The sequence below is a fragment of the Myxococcus sp. MxC21-1 genome (assembly GCF_032612255.1).
Taxonomy (GTDB): Bacteria; Myxococcota; Myxococcia; order Myxococcales; family Myxococcaceae; genus Myxococcus; species Myxococcus virescens.
Window position 1 is genome coordinate 6,085,121 of sequence record NZ_CP123278.1, and the last position, 19,319, is coordinate 6,104,439.

The window sequence follows — 19,319 nt, forward strand, 5'->3', positions numbered from 1 at the left end:
CCGGGCTCAGAGCATGGGCATGCCACGCGTCGTCACGCCCTTGCCTCCCTTGGCGCCCTGACTTCGCTGCCCGCCCTGCCCATCGCGGCCCAGGAGGTAGAACGACTCCTGCCTGGACACGAAGAACTTCCAGCCCTCCTCGGTGAGGTAGGCCGGGTCCTCCTGCATCACGAAGACCTTCTGCCCGTCCCACTCCGGAACCGACGTGGCGGTGTTCAGCTCGATGGCGATGTACGAGCCCAGGCGCAACGTCTTGGCCTCCTCCTGCCGGCTGGCCGAACGGAAGTCGATGCTCGCGCCCAGCGCGTGGCCCTGGTTGCCCAGCGGGTGGCTGTACACCATGGCCTCGATGCCCTTCTCCTTCATCTCCGCCATCGTCTGCGTGTACACCTGCGCGGACGTGCGGCCCGGACGGGAGGCGCGCAGCATCAGCGCGTCCTGGAGTTCGATGGTGTTGGCCAGCGCCCGCTTGAGGCCCTCCGGCGCGTCCGTCTCCCCCTCGTTCAGCACGTAGGCCATCTTCTGCCAGTCGGAGTTCAGCCCCATGTAGGTGATGCCGAAGTCCACGTGCAGCAGGTCGCCGCGGAGGATGACCACGTCCTCCTTCGCGGGCGCCAGGAAGCCTCGCGAGCTGGCGCCATCCGCGCCCTTGCGCTGCACGCGCAGGTCCGGCTGGAACCACGTGTCCACGCCCAGCGCCCAGAGCCTGTCATAGAGGAAGCGGCGCACGTCACCGACGGTCGTCTTCCCCGGCACCACCACCTCCGGAGAGAAGGCCTCCTTCACCACGGCCTCCGTCAGCATCACCAGCCGCTGGTAGTGCAGCCACTCCTCGGGGATGCGCGTGTCCAGGTACTCCTCGATGAGCGGCGCGGCGCTCACGAAGCGGGCCTCCGCCTCCGCGCCCAGGGCCTCCACCAGGAAGGCATAGCTGTCCTTCGTCAGGCTGCGCGTCACCCCGCGCTTGCCGCCAATGCCCAGGGCAATCGTCCGGGGCTGATAGCGCGTGTTCAGGTCCGCCAGGATCTCCTGCGGCTTGCGCCCTTCTTCGGGCAGCTCGAAGAAGCGCGCGAGCGTGGCCTCCGAGTAGCCGGAGAGCGCGACGCGCTTGAGCCCCTCGGGCCCGGCGTCGACGAACACGAAGATGTCCCGGTTGCCCGCGTAGGGCCGCGGCGGCGCGATGAACTGGGTGAGCGGGTCGTCGTGGAACTCCTCGTTGACGACCACCCACATGCCCACGCCATGACGGCGCATCATGTCCAGCAGCATGCCGTGGCGCTTCTCCAGCCAGGCTTCGCGTTCGGCGATCTGCTCCGACCAGGACATGAGGCGCGGCGGCGAGTCGTCAGCAGCACCCTGGCGCCCCGTGGTGGCACAGGCGGCCAGCAGCAACAGCGGCAGGGCCGCCCACTTCGCGGACTTCATGTGAGGACTCCCATCGAGAAGGAGGCCGCACCGTATCGCATGAAAGCCAGGGGGCCTCCGCCTCCAGAGTCCTTGGATTCTCTGGAGACGGAGGGCCTGGGGCACGCCCCCTCCCTCACTCCCTGGAAGTCCACACTCCAGCGCCTCTCCGGATGGACGCGTCCTCGACGCCCGCGTCATGTGGTCGTCGGCCCCCCGGGCCCGACGCGGCCACCCTTCGAGATGACGGCTGTCCCCCGACGCCGTCTGCTGGAGCGGGGCCTCATCCCCCGCGCGCCGAACTCAGAAGCTGGCGATCCGGAACTCGAAGTCGCTCTCGTCGAACGCCTCCCGTTCCTGTCCCCCCAGGTCCTCCGCGTCCCCCCCGCTTTCACGACACTCCGCGCGTCCCCCGGACCGCCCCGCTCCCCCAACTGGAGCTCCCGTCCGACCAGGCCGCCCATCCCCCGCCCATCGCCCCACGCCCCTCCTCAGGTGCCCAGAAACCGCTCGCATCCCCTTGGCCCCGCGCGTCACCACGAAACATCTCTCCCCCTCTTCTCGGGGGCTCGCGACCAACGCCCCCTCAATCTCAGATACGGACCCAGCCCTTTTTATTGTGCATTCTGTTCAAAAAAATCCGGGGCGCCCCGAGCGGAGGCACCCCGTAAAACCTGTATCGCTGGCGCGATTCAGGATAATCCTGAAAATTGTTACTTATTTACGACGTGCGTTGTCCGAGCCGTCCGGCTGAGACGCCGTATTCACGGACGGGACGACGGACATCCTCGCCGAGAACGGCGGGTGCGCCGTCAGACCCGGGGTGGGCTCCGGCGGTGGGTCATGCGGGTTGATGCTCACCACCGCCCCATCGCGCTTCGACTTCTTCGAAAGCTTCTTCACCATCGCATCCCCCTCTGCGCGGCACCGGCGGGGCCCGGCGGCATGCCATCTCCCCGCCTCCGCCTTGGTACTACGCACCGGGTCGGATTCCTTGGCCATCATTCGAAGAGGAGGATGCCGTGGACCCAGTCCGCGGAGGGGTGGTCCGCCAGCCACGTGCGCCGCGCGTCGCGGAGCGCGAGGGCCGCCGGCGCGCCGCTCCGAATGCGCTCACGTACCGCTTCGAAGAAGCGCCCCGCCGAGTCGGGGATTTCCACCGTGGAGGCCAGCACCGTGGCCGCGCCTGCTTCGATGAAGGCCACCGGCAGGCTGAAGGACTCATGAAGGAAGGGCGTGGCTCGGGCCGCACTGCACGTGGCCAGAAGCACGAGCGGCGCGCGCTCCAGCTTCAGCGCGCGGACCTGGGGGCGGACAGCGCGTATCGGCCATCGGGTTCAGGCGCCAGCACCACCAGCGAGGCGTCTGACATCTCGGGGCTGAAAGCGCCGTGCGCGTGGATTTCCACCTCACTGGCCTGCGCCATGGCGGCCAGCACCCGGGTTGGCGTGGCTTGCATGCCCGACAGCTCGATTCGCTGCGGGTCCGGCGCGGGCGGCGGCTCCAGCGGAAGCAACCGCGGGAGGCCCAGCGCCGCGGGCGCCTCCACCCCATTGACCACGAGGTGCGGCCCGCTGCCACGAGCCGGCACGGGAGACGCGCCTCCGGGCCGCCCCACGCGGTAGCTCCAGGCGAGCTCCGCGGGCAGCAGCCCCGCAGGCCATGCACCGGCGGCAGCGCGAGCACATCCACCCGCTCGCAACCCTTCAAGGCGGCCTGGAGCGACGGCGGCACCAGCCCGGAGGCGTCCCGCCCCAGGGCTCCGCGCGGCTGGCGTCGAAGTGCCCTGCAGTTCACCCGTAGCGCCCCGCAGTGCGACCACCGAGCGCTCGTAGTCCACGGCGACGCCCAGCACACATCGCGCGGGGACCTCGACCTGAAGCGCGGCGCCCATGAGCGCCAGGGCCTCACCTGGGGCGTCCGTGCGGCCTGCCTCGTGCGCCAGGACGTTGTAGGCCCCCATGCGCGTCTTGCGCGCGTCCACATCGTTGGGAAGGGCCTCCGCCAGTTGGATGGCGCCGCGAAGCAGCTCCAGCCCGGTCGCGCGGTCGCGCTCCAGCACGAACTGCCCCTCGGCGAAGCGCATCTGCGCGAGCTTGCCCGGGGAGGGCTGCCCCCGGTGCAGCTCGGCCAGGGTGCGGCGCAACAGGTCCGCGTCCTGGCTGTCCGCGCCGAAGCGCGCCGGTACGACAACAACAGCGCGCCGGGAAGCCCCAGTGGCCGGCCACACTCCTGCGCCAGCTCCAGCTCGTTCCGCGCCTCGTGCGCGTCGAACTCCAGCCACGACAGGTAGGCCAGGTTGCGGTGCACGTAGGTGCGCTGCTCGCAGGCGTCGGGCGTTCGCGCCAGGGACTCGCGCAGGTAGGCGCGCGCGCTGGTGATGTCCAACCGGTAGCGAGCGATGTGCGCCAGCTCCTGGAGGAACTGTTGCTCCAGCTCCCATTCCTCCTGCTCCCGAGACGCCAGCCAGCCACTCCACGCCTGCTCGAAAGCCTCCGCCGGGCGGTTGAGCGCGAGATAGAGGTCCGACAGCCGCTTCTTCAGCGTGGCGCAGCGGTAGGACAGCCCCTTGCCCTGACAGGCCCCCACGGCCGCGCGAAGCCGCGCCTCCGCCTTCCACCATTCGCCCGCGCGCTCCTCGGCGCCCGCCAGCTCTCGCTCGGCCAGCAGCGACAACCAGGGGTCCTCGGCCGCACGGGCCAGCCGCGTGAAATCCTCCAGGTGGCGCGCGCCTGCCTTCTGATTGATGAGCCCGCCCAGGTACAGGTCGTCCTCGCCCGAACGCCGCAGCGTCTCCAGGAAGCGCGCTGGCGAGGACAGCTCGCCCCGGACGAGCTTCGCGTAGTCCGCCGCCAGGGGTGCACGGCGGCTGAAGTCCCGCTCCGCCACACGCTGCACGTAGCCCCGAAGCACCTCGCCGCCCTGGACGCCGTCCAACACGTCCGCCAGCGGAAGCAGGCGCAGGGTCCCCTCCCGCGACGGCGCGGCCCTCACCGCGTCGTAGAACGCCAGCCGGACGATGCCAGGAAAGCGCTTCGCTTCCTCCAGCGGGAGCCGCGCCTGCGCGTCCACCATCAGGTCCCGCACCGCCGCGCGAGCCCCCTTCCAGGCCCGCCCACGCGCCTGCGTCTGCTGCCGGAGCGCTCGCGCGCGGATCCGCGCCTCCTCGCTCCAGCCCGGCTCCCCGCGCTTCACCACCGCGTCGAACGCCTCCGCGGCCAGCAGCGTCAGCCCCATCTCCCGCAGCACCAGCGCCCGGTTCCACTGCGCCTGGGCGTGCTCGGGCGCTTGTCGTAATACCCCGTCCAGCAGCGCCAGCGCCTGCTCCGGGTGCCCCTGCTCCAACGCGATGATGGCCAGGTCGCTGTCCCGGTCCGGTGACGGCGACATCCGGTGGAGGAAGTCGGAGGCTTGCCGCAGGTCCCTGCGGACCAGGTACGCGGCGGCAATGCCATGCAGGTCCCCCTGGTCCTCCAGATCCGCCAGCGCCCGGAGCGGCAATGCCGAGCCAGCCCCGCCCGGAGGACCCCTGACACCCGCGCGCAAGGGCACATAGGGCCGGTGTCCGTCCGCGCGTGCATAGGCGACCCTCGCCTCGATGAGGCGCGACGACGTCTGCGCGAGCCAGACCTCCTGCTGGGAACCCCGCACATCGGCGCTCTTGACGACGAGCACCAGGACGATGGCTGCCGCCACGGCGCCCACCGCGAACGGGGCCCAGCGCCAGTGCGGGCGACCCGGCACTTCGGCCGCGTCACGTGTCCTGGGCGCATCGGGCGCCGTCCAGGTTTCGGGCGCGTCCTCCTGCTCGTGCGCCAACACGCGCGGGTCCCCCATCACATGGAAGCCCAGCAGCTCCAGTTGCATGGCTTCGTGCAGGCCGGACGCGCAGGGGTCACAGCGAGCGAGGTGATGCCGGAAGTTCTCCTCGTCCACGGGCGGCAGCTCGCCGTCCAGGAAGAGGGACAGCCTGTTACAGAGCGTCCCCATCACGCGCTGCCTCCTCCGTCGCTCCCGGTGAGCGGCAGCAGAAGCGCCTTCAACTCCTTGCGGGCCTGATAGAGCCAGCTCCCCACGGTGCCTTCGGGGACGCCCATGCGCAGGGCGATGGCGCGGTAGCGCAGCCCCGAGGCATGCAGCGAATACGCCTCACGCACCCTGGGATTCGACAACTGGGCAATGGCCGCCTGGAAGTCCTTCTCCGAGATGTGCTCCCAGACCTCCATGGCCTCCGGCTCAGGGGCCGCCACTCCCTCACGCACCAGCCGCAGCTCCGGACGGTCCTGCTCCAGCAACTCCGAGCACCGCTTGCGGCACTGGTCGAGGAAATGATTGGTCATCGCCCGACACAGCCACGCCCTGTAGACGGGCTCCGGCTGCGCGGCGAGTGCCCCGTGATGCAGCAGTCCGCGCGTGAGCGCCTCCTGCACCAGGTCTTCCGGATCGATGCCTCCCTGACCGCACAACCGTCTCGCCAGGGCCAACAGCATGGGCCTGACACGATGCGCGAACTCCTCGAACCCGTCGGGATGCACATCCGTACTGTAGGCCACAGGAATGCGAATGACTGTGGCAATGCGTTGGCCGCTCATCGACCCGGACTCCTTCCACGCCTCTCCAAACGAAGTCCGGGGCAATCCTTGGAAGGCCGTCGTGAAACAGACTCAATCGCGTCGAGTTGCGCTCGCTCACCGACATCCCTGCCGTCCCGCGGGCCAGGGACAGGCCGGCGTCAGGCCAGCGCGGCGGAAATCGAGGCAGGCTGCGCCACGGGTAATTCCAACGTCAACGCCGCGCCCCCCAGGGCTTCCGAGCGTCCCGCACTCAAACGTCCGCCATGCCGTTCGGCGATGCCTCGCGCGATGGCCAGCCCCAAGCCTGTCCCCGGCCGAGGTCCCTCACGCTTGCGACCCGTCACGAAGGGCTGGAAGAGCCGGGGCAGCAACTCCGGTGGAATGCCAGGCCCGCTGTCCTCCACCCGGACGAGCAACCGGCCGTTCGCCTGCTCAAGGGATGCCCTCAACCGCGGTGCGGGCACGTCTCTCAGGGCGAGCAGGGCATTCTCCAGCAGGATGACCATCACCTGTGAGAGCTGGGACTGGTCGGCCTCCACCGTGAGCGACGCGACCTCCTCGGACTCGAAGGCGACGTCGGGCGCGAGCGAGCCCAGTCCCTGCCGCGCGGTGGAGTACGCCAGCGCGACGGTGGCTGAGACATCCACGCGGCGCAGGTCCAGCGGGCGCGGGCGGCCATAGCGCAGCAGCTCGTCCACGAAGTGACTGGCGCGGTCGATCTGCTCCCGCATGGCCGCCACCGTGTCCGGGTCCCCTCCCCTTCGCTCCAGCAGCTTGAGGTGCGCGGCGAGCACGCCCAACGGATTGCGGACCTCGTGGGCCACCGCGGACGTGAATTGTCCCAGCTCTGCCAGCCGCGCGGCTTGGTCCGCGCGCGCCTCCTCGCGAGCGAGCGCCACGGCCAGCTCGTCACTGGTGGCCCGGCCCTTGAGGAGCTGGCGCCCCAGCCAGGCCTGAAGCGCCTGACGCACGGGCTCGAACGCGAGCGCGGCCAGGGCCAGGAGGAAGAAGGCGCCTACGCGGTACTCGGTGAGGAACGGCTGGCCGCTGCCCGACAGCAGCGTCAAGACGCCAAAGAGGAAGCCCGCGGACAACACCGCCGCCACCGCGGAATAGACGAGGCTGCGTTCGAGCAGTCGTCGGTCCGCGGCTGGCTGATGGGCATTGATGACGTGCACCAGTACCAGCAGCGCCGCCAGCACCAGGTACATGCCGAACGGCAACGCGTACCCGCCCGACAGCAACAGGGCGTTGCCAATACTGCCCAGGTACGCGAGCAGCCCGGCGATGCCCAGACTGAGGAGGATGGGCCGTCGCTCGGGAGCTTCGCCGCGGTACGCGCGCGACAGGTGCACCAGCGGCACGCTCGCCGCCGCCACGGCGAGCACCATGGTGGGCCAGAACAGGGGACCTCGCCCCATCGCCAGCGGCCCGTGCAGGACGTTGGGGAGGAACGCGCCAATGCCCGTCACCACCACCGCCACGCAGTACGCGAGCACCACCAGCCGATAGGAGCGCTGCCGGGTCACGTCATAGGCGGAGTGCAGGTACGCCGCCGCGACGAAGGCCCCACCCGCGACGAAGCGCTCCCCCACCCACGCCATGGACGGGATGCAGAGGAGCAGCAGCGCGCCCGTCCACCCCGCGGTCGCCAGACAGTAGAGCGCCAGGCCTCGCGCGTTGTGCCCCCGGAGCGCGGCCGTGAAGAACAGCAGCAGCGACACGGAGAGGACAGGCACGAGGCTGTAGGCGAACAAGGGCCCCATGCCGGTACTGTGACAGATCAGCGAGCGCCGTGAGGCGGACTCGCCGCCGAGGTATGGGCGGTGATGGCCCGGGTCATCGTCTCCCAGTCATCCGGGTGCAGGTCATGCCCCGCGTCCTGCAGTGTCACCAGGCGCGCGCCCTTGACGGCACGGCTCAAGGCCACGCCATGCGCATGGTCGATGACCGGGTCCACCGAGCCGTGGATGACCAGCAGCGGCGCTTCAATCTCACGAGTCCGGCCGTACCACTCCAGGCCACCGGACAGCCCCGCATGGTTCAATGCACATTGAGGCGCGAGCGCGCGCCGGTAGTCCTGTACTGCTCGCGCCCGCACCCGGGCCTCGTCGAACGACCTCCGCGCACGGCCCACGCACAACCGTGAGAGTTCGACCTGGAAGCCGATGGCCTCCGCCTCGTCGGACCAGTTCAGCGTGGCGGCCCGCTGGAAGTGCGCGAGCACCGCCGGGTCCATGCCCGGGTCCTCGAAGTCCGGCTCCGAGAAAATCTGAGCGCTGATGAGCGTCAGCGAGCGGACTCGCTCCGGGTACTTCAACGCCGCCATCTGGCAGAGCAGGCCCCCCAATGACATTCCCACGAGGTGGGCGCGCTCGATGCCATATCCATCCAGCACGGAGATGGCATCGGAGGCGAGGTCGTCCAGCGTGTAGGGCGTGGCGCCTGGCACACCGTGCGAGGAGCGCCCCGTATCGCGGTGGTCGTAGCGGATGACGAAGTGCCCCGTCCGCGCGAGCTGCTCCATGAGCCCGTCGGGCCACCCCAGCATCGAGCTGGCCGCCCCCATCAACATCAGCACGGGGGCGTCGCCCTCGCGCCCGAAGTGCTCGGTGCAGAGCCGAATGTCGCCCGATTCGATGATGCGCTCAGACATCCAGGGACCCCTTTCGACGGCCAGGAACTGGCGTGGACGACGGATTAATAACCGACGTGTCGGTTATATTCAACCCGCCCCTGTTGGGCGCCCCTCCAAGCGATGCAACCTTCAGTCGAAGGACTCTCGTGGAAACACGCACCCGAGCAACGTGCGCAAGCGAGCGAGGACGTACTCCGTCAACGGCGGCGTCCGCTCCACCAACCACTGCATCGTCGCACCCGCGATGACGTCTTGAAGCAAGGCGGACACCGCGCCCCGGTCGACGCAGGGAGGAAGCCGGACGGCGATGGCGTCGCGCACGAGCAGATTCCGCTCATGCGCCATCCGCCTCAACGTGGGGTCTCTCACGTCCTCCCAGGCCAGGAGCAGGTGTGCGTCGAGCGCCTCGCCCTCCCCCATCACCGAGACCAGCGTCTTCAGGAAACGCCAGAGGCCCTGTGCTCCGACTTCCACGGGCAGACCGGCGAAGTACTCGCGCTTCTGCTCGGCGGTCCGCTCCATGAGCCGGAAGTAGAGGTGCTCCTTGTTCTTGAAGCGCTGGATGAGCGCCGCGCGGGACATGCCCACCGCGACGGCCACGTCATTCAGCGTGAATGCGGCCGGCCCGCTCCGAAGCAACACGGACATGGCGGCGTCGAGGATGGCTTCGTCGCTGTGCAGCTTGGGCCGGGGCACGGGCCGTAGATAACACGCGCGGCGAACGCGCGCGCTCAGCGCACCGTGGCGAGAAAGCCGTCCAGCAGCCGATTCACCTCGTCCGGCGCGTCGAGCTGCACCCAGTGCCCCGTGCCCTCCACCTTCGCGTGCGGCAGCTCCGGCACCAGGTGGTGATACGCGCCCGGTTCCTCGTTGAAGGCCGTCACCACCGACAGACGCGGCCCCGAGTAGCGCCGCAGCGGCGTCACGGGGTCGAAGTCCAACAGGGCTCCCAGTCCGCCCCGGACGCCCTCCTGGGACGTGGCGCGCATCTCGGAGAGCACCCGCTCGCGCACCTCCGGCCGGGACGGCGCCAACATGGGGCCCCAGGCCTCCTCCACCACCGCGCTCCAGGCCTCGGTCCCCAGCACCGCCATCAAGCCCTGGGCCTGCTCCGCGGGCATCGAGCGTCCATCCGAGGCCGGGTCGAGGAGGAACAACCCCGCGACGCGGCCCGGATGCGCCCCCGCGTAGGCCACGCAGACGGCCCCGCCCAGGCTGTGCCCCACCAGCACGAAGCGCTGAAGCCCCAGCCCATCCACCACCGTCCCCACATCCCGCGCGAAGTCCTCCACGGCGAAGCCGCCGTCCCGTGGCAGCTCGGACTTCCCGTGGCCACGCAGGTCCAGTGCCAAGGCACGGCGGTGCGTGCGCAGATGCGACAGCTGCGCGGCCCAGTGCGTGGTGTTGCCGGCGCTGGAATGGACGAACACCACCGGCAGTCCACCCACGCCCCCATCGTCGACATTCAGCATTTCCTTGGAACCCATCATGACGGCCTCCTCTGGCCTCGAAGCGCGCAGTCGTGCGCGACCTGATGATTGTGGAGTACGGCCCATCCCTGACAGAAACTGTCAGCAATGGCACGAGTCGACCGGGTGATGCGACTGCTGGACTTCCTGCGGGGCCGGGATGGGACGACGGTGGCGGAGATCGCCGAGGCGCTCGACGTGAGCGCGCGCACCGTCCACCGGGACCTGGCGACGCTGCGACAACAAGGCATTCCCCTGAGCAGTGACACAGGCCCTGGGGGTGGCGTCCGGCTGGAGCGGGACCGGGGCGTGGCGGCCGTCCACCTGTCGCAGGAGGAGGTGGTCGCGCTCTGGCTGGCCGCGAACCTGTCCGCGACGGGCAGCACGTTGCCCTGGGGCAGCGCGGCGCGCTCGGGGCTCCAGAAGCTCTTCGCCAGCGTCCCCAAGGAGCGGGCCCGGGGCATGCGTGAGCTCTGCCGCCGCGTGGTGGTGGGACGGCCGGCGAGCGCCCGCGTGCTGGCGGATGTCGGAACACCGCCGGAGGAGCTGCTCGCCGTCTTCGAGCGGGCCTTCCGCGAGCAGGTCTGCCTGTCCTTCGAATACCGCGACCGGCACGGCAAGGCGACCCGCCGCATCGTGGAGCCGCACGGGCTGCTGGTCGAATCGCCCGTCTGGTACGTGCTGGCCCGGGACGTGGAGAAGGCCGCGGCGCGCATGTTCCGCATGGACCGCATCCGCCGGGCGCGCCTCGTCCCCGACCGCCCCTTCACGCCCGACATGGAGGGCCTGCGAGCCCAGGCCGAGGCCCAACGCGCGGACGATACGCGAACCGCTGGCTGAGGTAGGCTGCGCGCCCGCCGGAGCCGGAGTGCGCGCCGGAGTCACCAGGAGTCACACGGTGCGGTACTTCGCCATGGTCGCGGCCGGGGCCACCCTCTGGGGGTGCTGGGCGCTCTTCTTCCGCCCAGCGGGGCTCGCCGGGCCGCAGAACGCATTCCTCGTGCTCCTGGCCATGTCGCTCCCGGCGCCGTTCCTGTTCCGGCGCGATGCCCTGCGCGACCGCCGGGCCACCCTCGCGCTGCTCGTCGTGGCGCTGGCGGACGCGGCGAACACGGCCCTCTTCTTCGCCGCCATGGAGCGCGGGCCGGTGTCCATCGCCGTGCTGACGCACTACCGGCGCCCTTGCTGCTGGCGCTGCTGGCCCCTGGGTGCTGGGCGAAGAGCGCTCCACCCGGGCCCTGATAGGCGGCCCGGTGACGCTGGTGGGCCTGGCCCTGCTCATCGGCCGGCCCGACGGTGACTTCTCGGGGCTGACGGCGCTGCTGGGCGCGGGCAGCGCCTGCTTCTACGCCATCATCGTCCTGGCCGCGAAACAGGCGGCGCGGGCGTATTCACCCATGGCCGTGACATCACTGCATGCCCCCATCTCCGCGGGCGTGCTGCTGCTTTGTTTCGGAGACCGGGTACTGCCACCCACCGTGGATGGAGGCACGCTCCTCGTGCTCGTGGGCGGCATCGTTTGTGGCCTCATTGGAAACATCCTCTTCCATACCGGTCTGCGGCACGTTCCCACCGCGGCCGCGGCGGCGCTCACGTACCTGGAGCCACTCACCGCGTCGTTGGTGGGCTGGGCCTTCTTCTCGGAGACGCTGACGCCCGTCGCCCTGGGCGGAGGCCTGCTGGTGCTGGTGGCGGGCGCATGGGTGGCGGCCGAGCGACGCGCCATTCTCCAGGCCGTGCCGCTGCGCGCCGCGGCGCGCTGAAACACGGGCTCCAAATCACCGCTTGCATGTCTGGGGAGTCCTTTGGTCCTCTTGGGCCCCCGCACACACTCTCCCCTCCGTTCCTGGCGACGCCGTATGCCTATGGAAACCGCAGCCGACAGCCGTGAGTATCGCGTCGTCTTCTTCTGTCCCGCGTCGAGCGCCCGGCTCGAGCGGATGGAAGTGCCCGTGCGACGGCTGCTCACGCGCATCCATGCGCCGCCCGCGGAGCTGGCGCCGCTCCAGGAAGCCGGCGCGATTACCGAAGCCGGCTGGCAGGTGTTCCTGGTCCGCTCGCTGACGGAGCGCTCCGCGGCGCAGGCCATGGCCGCCTACGTCAGCGAGGCCACGTGCGCGCTGGCCGCGGAGCTGGACGCGGAGGTGCTGGGGCTCTACGTGGACGTGTCCGGTGACTCGGCGCGCATCTGCCGCTGCGGTCCCGAAGACGGGCCGGAGACCTTCGCGGGCCGCCGTCAGGCCGCGCTCAACCGCACCGCCGAATGGTTGGAAGTGACGCCCGTCAGCCTCTCCGCCCTCTTCCACCTCGACCTGCCCGACGCGGAGTACGAGCCGGACGCGGATGACCGCTTCGTCGAGGAGAAGTTGCGCGAGGCCCGGACCCTCATGGAGCGATACCGCCAGGGCAAATGAGGTCTCGAACACCCGAGGACCTCGCGGGTCGCTGCCCGCGCTGCTTCCTCCCTGTTGCCCTGTGTCTGTGCGCCGAGGTGCCGTGCGTCTCCACTCGCACGGAGCTGCTCATCGTCCGGCACCACAAAGAGACGCTCAAATCCACCAACACCGCGCGCATGGCGGCGCTCGCCATTCCCCGGTGCAGCATCGTCTCCTATGGCTCGCCGGGCGTCCCGTTCGACGCCTCCGTCCTGGAGGGCGATGACACGTGGCTGCTGTTCCCGGACGCGCACCACGAGCCCGCGTCCGGTGCGGCATTTCCCAGCAGGCTCATCATCCTGGATGGGAGCTGGGGACAAGCACGCCGCATGGTGCAGCGAGTCCCCGCGCTGCGGCGGCTGCCCGGCTTGAAGCTGCCACCGCCCGCTCCGGACTCGCGACGCCTGCGTCGCCCGCCCCACCCGGATGGCATGTCCACGCTGGAGGCCATCGCCGGTGCGCTTGCACACCTGGAGGGCGAGCACGTCGCCCAACCGCTCTACACGCTGCACGAGCAGATGATTGACCGCGTCCTCGCGAGCCGGGGACGGAACACCTAGCGCGCTCGGCTCCATCAAGGGCCGCCCCGGCCGGCGCTTCGCATGGGGTTGGCGCCAACAGGCGTGGGCTTCAGCGCGCGGTCAGCGCGTCCAGTTCGGCGATGAGGGCGGGCACATCGCCGCGAGGAATCGCCCGACAGGGCCAGAAGCCCGCGGCGCGGTCCGTGGCGATGATGGGGATGCCTTGCTCCCGCGCCTGCGCAAGCTCGCCCAGATGGCTCTCACACCACGCTGGCGCGAGCACCACGTCCACCTGCTGGAGCGTGCGCTGGACCTGAGCCGTCACCTTCCGCACCCCTGGGTGGTTCAGATGTCGTGGGTCCGTGCCCTCTGCGGGGCGCACCCAGAGGTTCCACTGGGGCCGTTCGTCGAGCACCGCCAAGGCTTCTCGCAGTCCGCCGCGCGCGAGAGCGGGCCCTGCGAGGAGGGCCACGTGCGGGCCGTGGCGCTGGGGCAGACGGGGCGCCTGGGGCGGTTCGCGGTCTGGTGGAAAATGCAGCCTGCGGAGCTTCTCCGGGGCGTGTCCGGCCAGCCGCAGCCGTTCGAGGGCGAGCTCGCCTCGCACCCAGATTTCATCCGCGAGGACGCGCTCCGCCTCCTGCCGCGCGACGTCCTCCGCGGAGGCGCGGTGGTTGCGAAGGAAGGCCTCCTCCGGGTGTCTCGCGGCCGCGGCGTCCAGGTCCGCGTGCAGTGCCCTCAAGGAAGGGAGGTCCTCCACCAGCACGCAGCGCGCGCCCCGGCGGCGTGCCATCGCGAAGACCTCCCGGGCACCGAGCGATGGCGCGAGCACCGTCTCCACCGACGCCGGAAGCAGCGCCGAGGCCGCCTGCGCCCACCGCCTGCGCAGGGTGAAGCGGGCCTGGAATGTCGCCGCCGTCGAGCGCGCCGCGACTCGCATCCCCGCCTCCACGGCCCCCCAGCCTGGCAGGCCCCAGACGCGGAAGCCCTCGGGCACCGGCAACGTCCGGCGGGTCCAGGCCTGACGCAGGCGGGTGGGGAGTGGTCCCCAATCGGGCAGTCTCGGCAGCGCCCAGGGGGCCAGCACCTCTGCCTCGCGCGTGAGCAGCGACGCGAGATGGGAGAGCCAGGGGCGGGCTCCGGTGCGAGGACCAGGTTCATGGCGCCCGGGCCTCCACCCGTGGGACTTCGACGCGGGCGTGGCATGCGGACTCCCCGCACGTCAGGCACGTCCGCTTCCGCGCCTCGGGGTTCAGCAGGCGTCGCCGGTTCTCGGCGATGGTGCGCTCCTCGAGCACGGCGCCAGAACCGATGTCTTCGACTCGGCGCACGACGCGGTTGATGCGCAGGGTTCCCTCGGGGAGTTCGAGAAGGGACTCGTCCTCGGACCACAACCGTGAGCGTGTCCGGGGAGCGTCCGCCCCATGGATGGAGAGCCGCAGCTTCCCGTCCGAGACGCGGGCTCCGAGCCGCACCGGTCCCTCACGAGGCGCCATCACCAGGTCCACATAGGGCCAGGCCACCGTGGCATCCATTCCCCACAGCGCGCCTGGCGGCGGGGGTACCGCCTCCATCGTGTGCCCCCAGCGCTCCAGGATGTGCCAGCCCTGGCGTGCGGCGAACTCGAAGAGCGCATTGGCCAGAAGGCAGATGCCGCCTCCGATGGACGGGGTGAGACAGCCACCGCTCAGCGCCAACCCATGCCGGTAGCCCTTGCGCTCCGTCAGCCGGCCCAGCGTGCGCCAGAAAGAGAGGGGCCTGTCCGGAGCGAGGAGGAGGCCATCGAAGGCCGGCGCCGCCAGACACACGTTGTGCTGCTTGCCCGCTTCGAGCACGGGGTCCGCGTCCGAATCCGAGCGCTCCAGATTCACGGTGTGCGAGCCAAGGAGCACGCCCTTCTCATGCGTGGGCGCCAGGAGCGGGCGCGGCCAGCGCTCGGGGGTCGCGGACCAGCGCGCCAGACGGTTCGCCTGAAGCATCCACTGCTTGCTCCGCCTCCACAGCAGGGCGGGGGCGGATAACTCCAGGAGCCGGGGAGCGATGGCAGGCGTAGGCATGTCCGACCATTCTGCAAGGGTGGCGCCAGGGAAGGAAACACCCGGGTCTGACACCGGGCATGCACGGGCGCGGCAGCAGGGACACCCGTCTGGAATTCCCCCGCCGCTTCGGCGTCACCCGACGGAGCGGGCTGTTAGACTTGCCGCATCATGTCCCGCGCCCAGCCCCCGGACACCGTGGTCCTCTTCGACGGCGTGTGCAACCTGTGCAACGGCACGGTCCTCTTCATCATCGACCGGGACCCGGACGCGCGCATCCGCTTCACGGCGCTGCAGTCCCAGCGGGCCGCCGCGCTGCTGGCGCCGCATGGCGTCGTGCCCAAGGAGGAACCGGACAGCTTCGTCCTCCTGCAGGACGGCAAGCTGTACGAGCGCTCCACGGCCGCGCTCCGCGTCGCGCGGATGCTGAAGGGGCCGTGGCGGTTTCTCTACGCTTTCATCGTGGTGCCCCGGCCGCTGCGCGACCTCGTCTACCGAATCATCGCGCGCAACCGCTACCGCTGGTTCGGCCGGGAAGCGCAGTGCCGCATCCCCACGCCCGAGCTGCGAGCCCGCTTCCTTCCGGAGACCGCGCCCTGAAGCCTCGCATCGCCGGACTGCGCTATCCGAAGCTACCGGACCCGATGCCCACCCTCTCCGACGAAGCTTGACACACGCCCGCCCTCAGCAGGCGTTGGCGTCCGTGCAGCGCGCCTTCTTCATCTCCGTGGCGAAGGGGCTGGGCGCCAGGAAGCCGGTAACACGTGGCTGGGTGAGCACCTTGCCCTCCGGCGAGATGAACGCCACGGTGGGCAAGCCCTCCACATCGAAGCGCTCCAGCAGCGCGTCCAGCGAGTCCTCGCTGTTCGTCGCGTCAATCTTGATGTTGAGGAAGCGCCCCTCGTCGGATTCGGAGATGACCTGCTGCGCGGGGTAGGTGTCGCGGTCCAGCTCCTTGCAGGCCGCACACCAGTCCGCGAAGAAGTCGATGAGCACCGGCCGGCCCTCCGCCTTCGCCTGTGCGAGCACCTGGTCGAAGGCCTCCGGGGAGAAGGTGGCCTGCTTCGCCGGCATGACGTGGTGCCACTGCCAGGACGGCGCGCGCGGCGGCTCGGCGAGCCCCAGGCTCACCCACAACGTGCCCACCGGGCCCGCGTCCAGCGCACCGCCGCGCAGCACCAGCGCCGCGACGACGAGCGCCACGCCCAGCGCCTTGAACGAGAACTCCCGCGCGCCCTCCTTGAACGAGCGGTGCACCGCGCCCAGGGCCACGCCCACCGCGACCAGCAGCGCGGCGATGACAGCCCCGGCACCCGGCCCACGTGGAGGCCCAGCCCCTTCACCACGTCCCGCGCCCAGGGGAAGGCGTCCTTGAGGTAGCTGAAGGCCAGGGCCACCAGCATGATGCCCAGCACGCTCTTCACCCACTCCATCCACACGCCGCCGCGCGGCAGCCGGACGGTGAAGACGCCAATGAGGAAGAACGGCACGCCGATGCCCAGCGCGTAGACGAACAGCAGCGACGCGCCCAGCGTGGTGTTGGCCGACTTCGCCACGAAGGCCAGGAGGCCCGTCAGCACCGGGCCGGTGCACGGCGCCGCCAGGAAGCCGGACACGCTGCCCATCAGGAACGCGCCCGCCACACCCGCGCCTCCCACCGCGTTGAGCTTCGTCTGGAACGACGACGGCAGCGCCAGCTCGAACGCGCCGAACATGGACGTGGCCAGCAGCAGCAGGAACACCGCCAGGCCCGTCACCACCGCCGGGTGCCCCAGCATCGAACCGAACGCCTGGCCCGTCTTCGCCGCCAGCACGCCCAGCGCGCTGAACACCACGCCCATGCCCACGATGTAGGAGGACGTCAGGAGCAGCGCGCGGCCCCGGCCCTCCGTCTTGCGCGCGCCGAAGACGGACACGGTGATGGGGATGAGCGGATAGACACACGGCGTCAGCGCGGTGAGCAACCCACCCGCGAACACCACCGCCGCGCCCACCGCGAGGCTGCCGGATTCGAGGAACCGGGCCGCATCCAGGTTGGCGTTGGGGCCCGTGGGCAGCAGCCATGGCACCACGGCCACCGCCACTCCGGCCAGCACCGCCATCACTCCGAGTTTCTTCGCATCCATGCGCGCGTGACTCCGTGGTCCCAGGCCCCCTTGTATACGCAGGCCGGGGGCCCCGGGCTACTGCGCTGGAGGGGCAAGCGGGGAAGCAGGCGTCTTCAGGCCGGCGGAGCGTGCCAGCCCCATGACGCCCTCCACCGCGGCGGCGATGTAACCAAATGGATTGGCCCCATCCACCGCGGTGACGTGCACCTCGCCCATCTTCTGCTGGAAGGCCGCGGCCACCTGCGGGAGCTGCTGCGCCAGGGTCATCTGGATGACCTCCGGGCTGACGCTGTTCTCGATGTCGCGCAGCGCACGCGCCTTGCCCAGCTCCAGGTCCTGCTGCGCCCGGTCCTTGCGCACACTCAGCTCAGCGATGACCACCTCTGTCTCCACGATGGACCGCCGGGCCTGCACCACCTGGAGCTCCGCGTGGAGCCGTTCGGCCTCCTGCTGGTGCGCGGCCATCTGCACCTCGTGCCACGCGGTGGCCTGTTCGTGCTCGCGGCGCAGGCGCTCCAGCTCCAGCTGCGCCTTGGCGCCGGCCTCCTCCTGCTCGCGGCGCAGCTTCGCCAGCTCCACCTCCTGCTCGTGCCGCTGGCGTGACAGCTCCAGCTCCTGCTCACGCTGCTGCCGCGCCAGCTCCATCTGCGCCTTGGCGTTCTCCGCCTCCTGCGCGCGCTGGAGCCGCACCAGCTCGATTTTCGCCTGCGCGGCCTCGGACTCCTGCGCCAGCTTCAGCTTCTCCAACTCCAGCTTCGCGCGACCGGCCTCGGTGTCCTGCTCGCGCTTGAGCTTCTCCAGGGCCACGCGCTGGCGCGCGACCTCCGCGTCCTGTTCGCGCTGGAGCTTCTCCATCTCCACCTGCGCGCGGCTGACGGCCAGCGCCCGCTCGGAGACGATCTTCGCGTCGGACAGGCGGGACTCCGCGGCCAGCGCATCCAACTTCGCCTGTTCGTCGGCCACCTGCTTCTTCTGGCGGACCTCCTGCTCGGCGGCCATCTTCGCCAGCGCCACCTCGCGCTCCACGGTGGCCTGCTCCTGCTTCAGCGTGCGCTCCTGGGCGAGCTTCGCCTCGGCCACGCGCGCCTCCACCGCCAGCGCCTCCAGCCGGGCCTGCTCCTCCGCTGTCTGCTTCTTCTGGCGCACCTCCTCTTCGGCCGCCAGCCGCTGGAGGCTCAGCTGCCGCTCGGCTTCTGTCTCCTCGCGGTGGACGAAGCGCTCCTTGGCCAGCTCCGCCTCACGCGCCTGCCGCTCCTGTTCATGGCGGAAGCGCGCCTGCATGTTGGCGAAGACGGTGGAGGACAGGACGCGCACGTCCTGGATTTCAATCGTGTCCAGGATGACGCCCCAGCCCGCGTCCGTCTGGTCCTCCAGGCGGCCTCGGCCGGAGAGCACGGGCGCGATTTCGCGCACCAGCTCCGCGGCGATGCCCTCCTTGCGCTTGGAGAGGCACTCCTCCACCGACATGTTCGCCACCAGCCGCCGCGCGGCGCCGACGAACATCTCCCGCAGCAGCTCCGCCAGCTTCTCCTGCGCGCGCTCCGGGAAGGAGAAGTTGAGCATGCGGAAGGCCACCAGCGGGTCCGCAATCCGGTACACCGCCAGCCCCGTCACCTGCACGCCCACCTTCTCGTGCGTCACCTGGTCCGCGGTGAACTGGAGTCGCTGGATGCTGGTGGGGACAATGGCCACCGAGTCCCCCGGCAGCTTGAAGCAGCTGGCGCCCTGGCCGCTGACCTCCCGCACCCGGCCGCGCCGCATGTGGACCAGGAACTCACTGGGCCGGGCGGTGACGAGCCCCCAGCGCTTCATCTTCTCCGGGTCCTCCGCGGGCTTGCCGGCACGCCATCCGTCCACGTAGCGCGGCTGTTCCAGCTTGCCTCCGCTCCCTCCGTCCATCCGGACCAGGTGGGTCCTCCCGCCGCCCTCCCCCGTCTCCTGCGCCTCCTTCGTGCGGGCCGTCTGCTTCGCGCTCATGTGCGTGCCTCCCTGTGGTAGCCCCCACCCGTGCAGGCGGCCGGCCAGGGAGGCGCTCGCCAGGAAATCAAGCGGTTGGCCGGAGGGTGTGCGCCATTCTGGGGCACCTCTTCCCAGGACGGCGCGCCCGGACTGATCCACGAAGGCGCGGCGTTGACTT

20 protein-coding genes are annotated in these 19,319 nt (G+C 70.4%); 6 read left to right on the plus strand and 14 right to left on the minus strand.

What is annotated here, in order from left to right:
* Positions 1-6 precede the first annotated feature (6 nt).
* From QEG98_RS26695 to QEG98_RS26735, 9 genes are all read right to left on the minus strand, one after another.
* A complete protein-coding gene (locus tag QEG98_RS26695) occupies positions 7-1,425 on the minus strand; it encodes a M24 family metallopeptidase (RefSeq protein ID WP_090493251.1) in 1,419 nt (472 codons plus the stop codon).
* Positions 1,426-2,121: 696 nt separating this feature from the next.
* Positions 2,122-2,310, minus strand: a complete 189-nt coding sequence (locus QEG98_RS26700) for a hypothetical protein (RefSeq protein ID WP_090493253.1) — start codon at positions 2,308-2,310, stop codon at positions 2,122-2,124.
* 95 nt (positions 2,311-2,405) lie between these two features.
* A complete protein-coding gene (locus QEG98_RS26705) occupies positions 2,406-2,675 on the minus strand; it encodes a CHAT domain-containing protein (protein WP_316563286.1) in 270 nt (89 codons plus the stop codon).
* The gene (locus QEG98_RS26710; RefSeq protein ID WP_316567968.1) at positions 2,626-5,394 is read right to left on the minus strand and encodes a tetratricopeptide repeat protein; all 2,769 of its coding nucleotides are present in this window, start codon (positions 5,392-5,394) and stop codon (positions 2,626-2,628) included. Before QEG98_RS26710 ends, QEG98_RS26705 begins: the two co-directional genes overlap by 50 nt.
* The gene (locus QEG98_RS26715) at positions 5,394-5,996 is read right to left on the minus strand and encodes an RNA polymerase sigma factor (protein ID WP_316563287.1); all 603 of its coding nucleotides are present in this window, start codon (positions 5,994-5,996) and stop codon (positions 5,394-5,396) included. Before QEG98_RS26715 ends, QEG98_RS26710 begins: the two co-directional genes overlap by 1 nt.
* 140 nt (positions 5,997-6,136) lie before the next feature.
* Positions 6,137-7,744, minus strand: coding sequence for a HAMP domain-containing sensor histidine kinase (locus QEG98_RS26720; RefSeq protein ID WP_316563288.1), 1,608 nt, complete (start codon positions 7,742-7,744; stop codon positions 6,137-6,139).
* Between the two features lie 17 nt (positions 7,745-7,761).
* Positions 7,762-8,634: an alpha/beta fold hydrolase gene (locus tag QEG98_RS26725; RefSeq protein WP_316563289.1), complete on the minus strand. Its 873-nt coding sequence runs from the start codon at positions 8,632-8,634 to the stop codon at positions 7,762-7,764.
* Between the two features lie 111 nt (positions 8,635-8,745).
* Positions 8,746-9,312 carry a TetR/AcrR family transcriptional regulator gene (locus QEG98_RS26730; protein ID WP_090495908.1) on the minus strand — a complete coding sequence of 189 codons (567 nt, stop codon included), beginning with the start codon at positions 9,310-9,312 and terminating at the stop codon, positions 8,746-8,748.
* Between the two features lie 35 nt (positions 9,313-9,347).
* A complete protein-coding gene (locus QEG98_RS26735; RefSeq protein WP_316563290.1) occupies positions 9,348-10,106 on the minus strand; it encodes an alpha/beta hydrolase in 759 nt (252 codons plus the stop codon).
* Between the two features lie 87 nt (positions 10,107-10,193).
* Here QEG98_RS26735 and QEG98_RS26740 point away from each other — a divergent pair, with 87 nt between their 5' ends.
* From QEG98_RS26740 to QEG98_RS26760, 5 genes are all read left to right on the plus strand, one after another.
* Complete coding sequence (locus tag QEG98_RS26740; protein WP_316563291.1) at positions 10,194-10,925, plus strand: helix-turn-helix transcriptional regulator; 732 nt, start codon at positions 10,194-10,196, stop codon at positions 10,923-10,925.
* A 58-nt stretch (positions 10,926-10,983) separates the two neighbouring features.
* A complete protein-coding gene (locus tag QEG98_RS26745; RefSeq protein WP_316563292.1) occupies positions 10,984-11,385 on the plus strand; it encodes a hypothetical protein in 402 nt (133 codons plus the stop codon).
* Positions 11,339-11,848 (plus strand): DMT family transporter, encoded by a 510-nt coding sequence (locus QEG98_RS26750; protein WP_316563293.1) that lies wholly within the window; start codon positions 11,339-11,341, stop codon positions 11,846-11,848. The genes QEG98_RS26745 and QEG98_RS26750 overlap by 47 nt, the downstream gene beginning before the upstream one ends.
* Before the next feature lie 102 nt (positions 11,849-11,950).
* Positions 11,951-12,499 (plus strand): hypothetical protein, encoded by a 549-nt coding sequence (locus QEG98_RS26755; protein ID WP_090495904.1) that lies wholly within the window; start codon positions 11,951-11,953, stop codon positions 12,497-12,499.
* Positions 12,496-13,080, plus strand: a complete 585-nt coding sequence (locus QEG98_RS26760; protein ID WP_316563294.1) for a tRNA-uridine aminocarboxypropyltransferase — start codon at positions 12,496-12,498, stop codon at positions 13,078-13,080. The genes QEG98_RS26755 and QEG98_RS26760 overlap by 4 nt, the downstream gene beginning before the upstream one ends.
* A gap of 70 nt (positions 13,081-13,150) precedes the next feature.
* Here the strand turns inward: QEG98_RS26760 and QEG98_RS26765 are convergent, their stop codons facing one another.
* The gene (locus QEG98_RS26765; RefSeq protein WP_316563295.1) at positions 13,151-13,978 is read right to left on the minus strand and encodes a hypothetical protein; all 828 of its coding nucleotides are present in this window, start codon (positions 13,976-13,978) and stop codon (positions 13,151-13,153) included.
* 217 nt (positions 13,979-14,195) lie between these two features.
* On the minus strand, positions 14,196-15,095 hold the full coding sequence (locus tag QEG98_RS26770) for a VanW family protein (protein WP_316563296.1): 900 nt from the start codon (positions 15,093-15,095) through the stop codon (positions 14,196-14,198).
* 150 nt (positions 15,096-15,245) lie between these two features.
* Here QEG98_RS26770 and QEG98_RS26775 point away from each other — a divergent pair, with 150 nt between their 5' ends.
* Complete coding sequence (locus QEG98_RS26775; protein ID WP_201421450.1) at positions 15,246-15,674, plus strand: thiol-disulfide oxidoreductase DCC family protein; 429 nt, start codon at positions 15,246-15,248, stop codon at positions 15,672-15,674.
* An 84-nt stretch (positions 15,675-15,758) separates the two neighbouring features.
* Here QEG98_RS26775 and QEG98_RS26780 read toward each other — a convergent pair whose 3' ends face one another.
* From QEG98_RS26780 to QEG98_RS26790, 3 genes are read right to left on the minus strand one after another with little or no spacing between them, the layout of a single operon-like run.
* Complete coding sequence (locus QEG98_RS26780; RefSeq protein ID WP_316563297.1) at positions 15,759-16,277, minus strand: thioredoxin family protein; 519 nt, start codon at positions 16,275-16,277, stop codon at positions 15,759-15,761.
* Positions 16,202-17,200, minus strand: coding sequence for a protein-disulfide reductase DsbD family protein (locus QEG98_RS26785; protein ID WP_316563298.1), 999 nt, complete (start codon positions 17,198-17,200; stop codon positions 16,202-16,204). Before QEG98_RS26785 ends, QEG98_RS26780 begins: the two co-directional genes overlap by 76 nt.
* Positions 17,201-17,257: 57 nt before the next feature.
* Entirely contained in the window at positions 17,258-19,159 is a 1,902-nt protein-coding gene (locus QEG98_RS26790; protein WP_316563299.1) for an SPFH domain-containing protein, read from the minus strand.
* Positions 19,160-19,319: the final 160 nt, after the last annotated feature.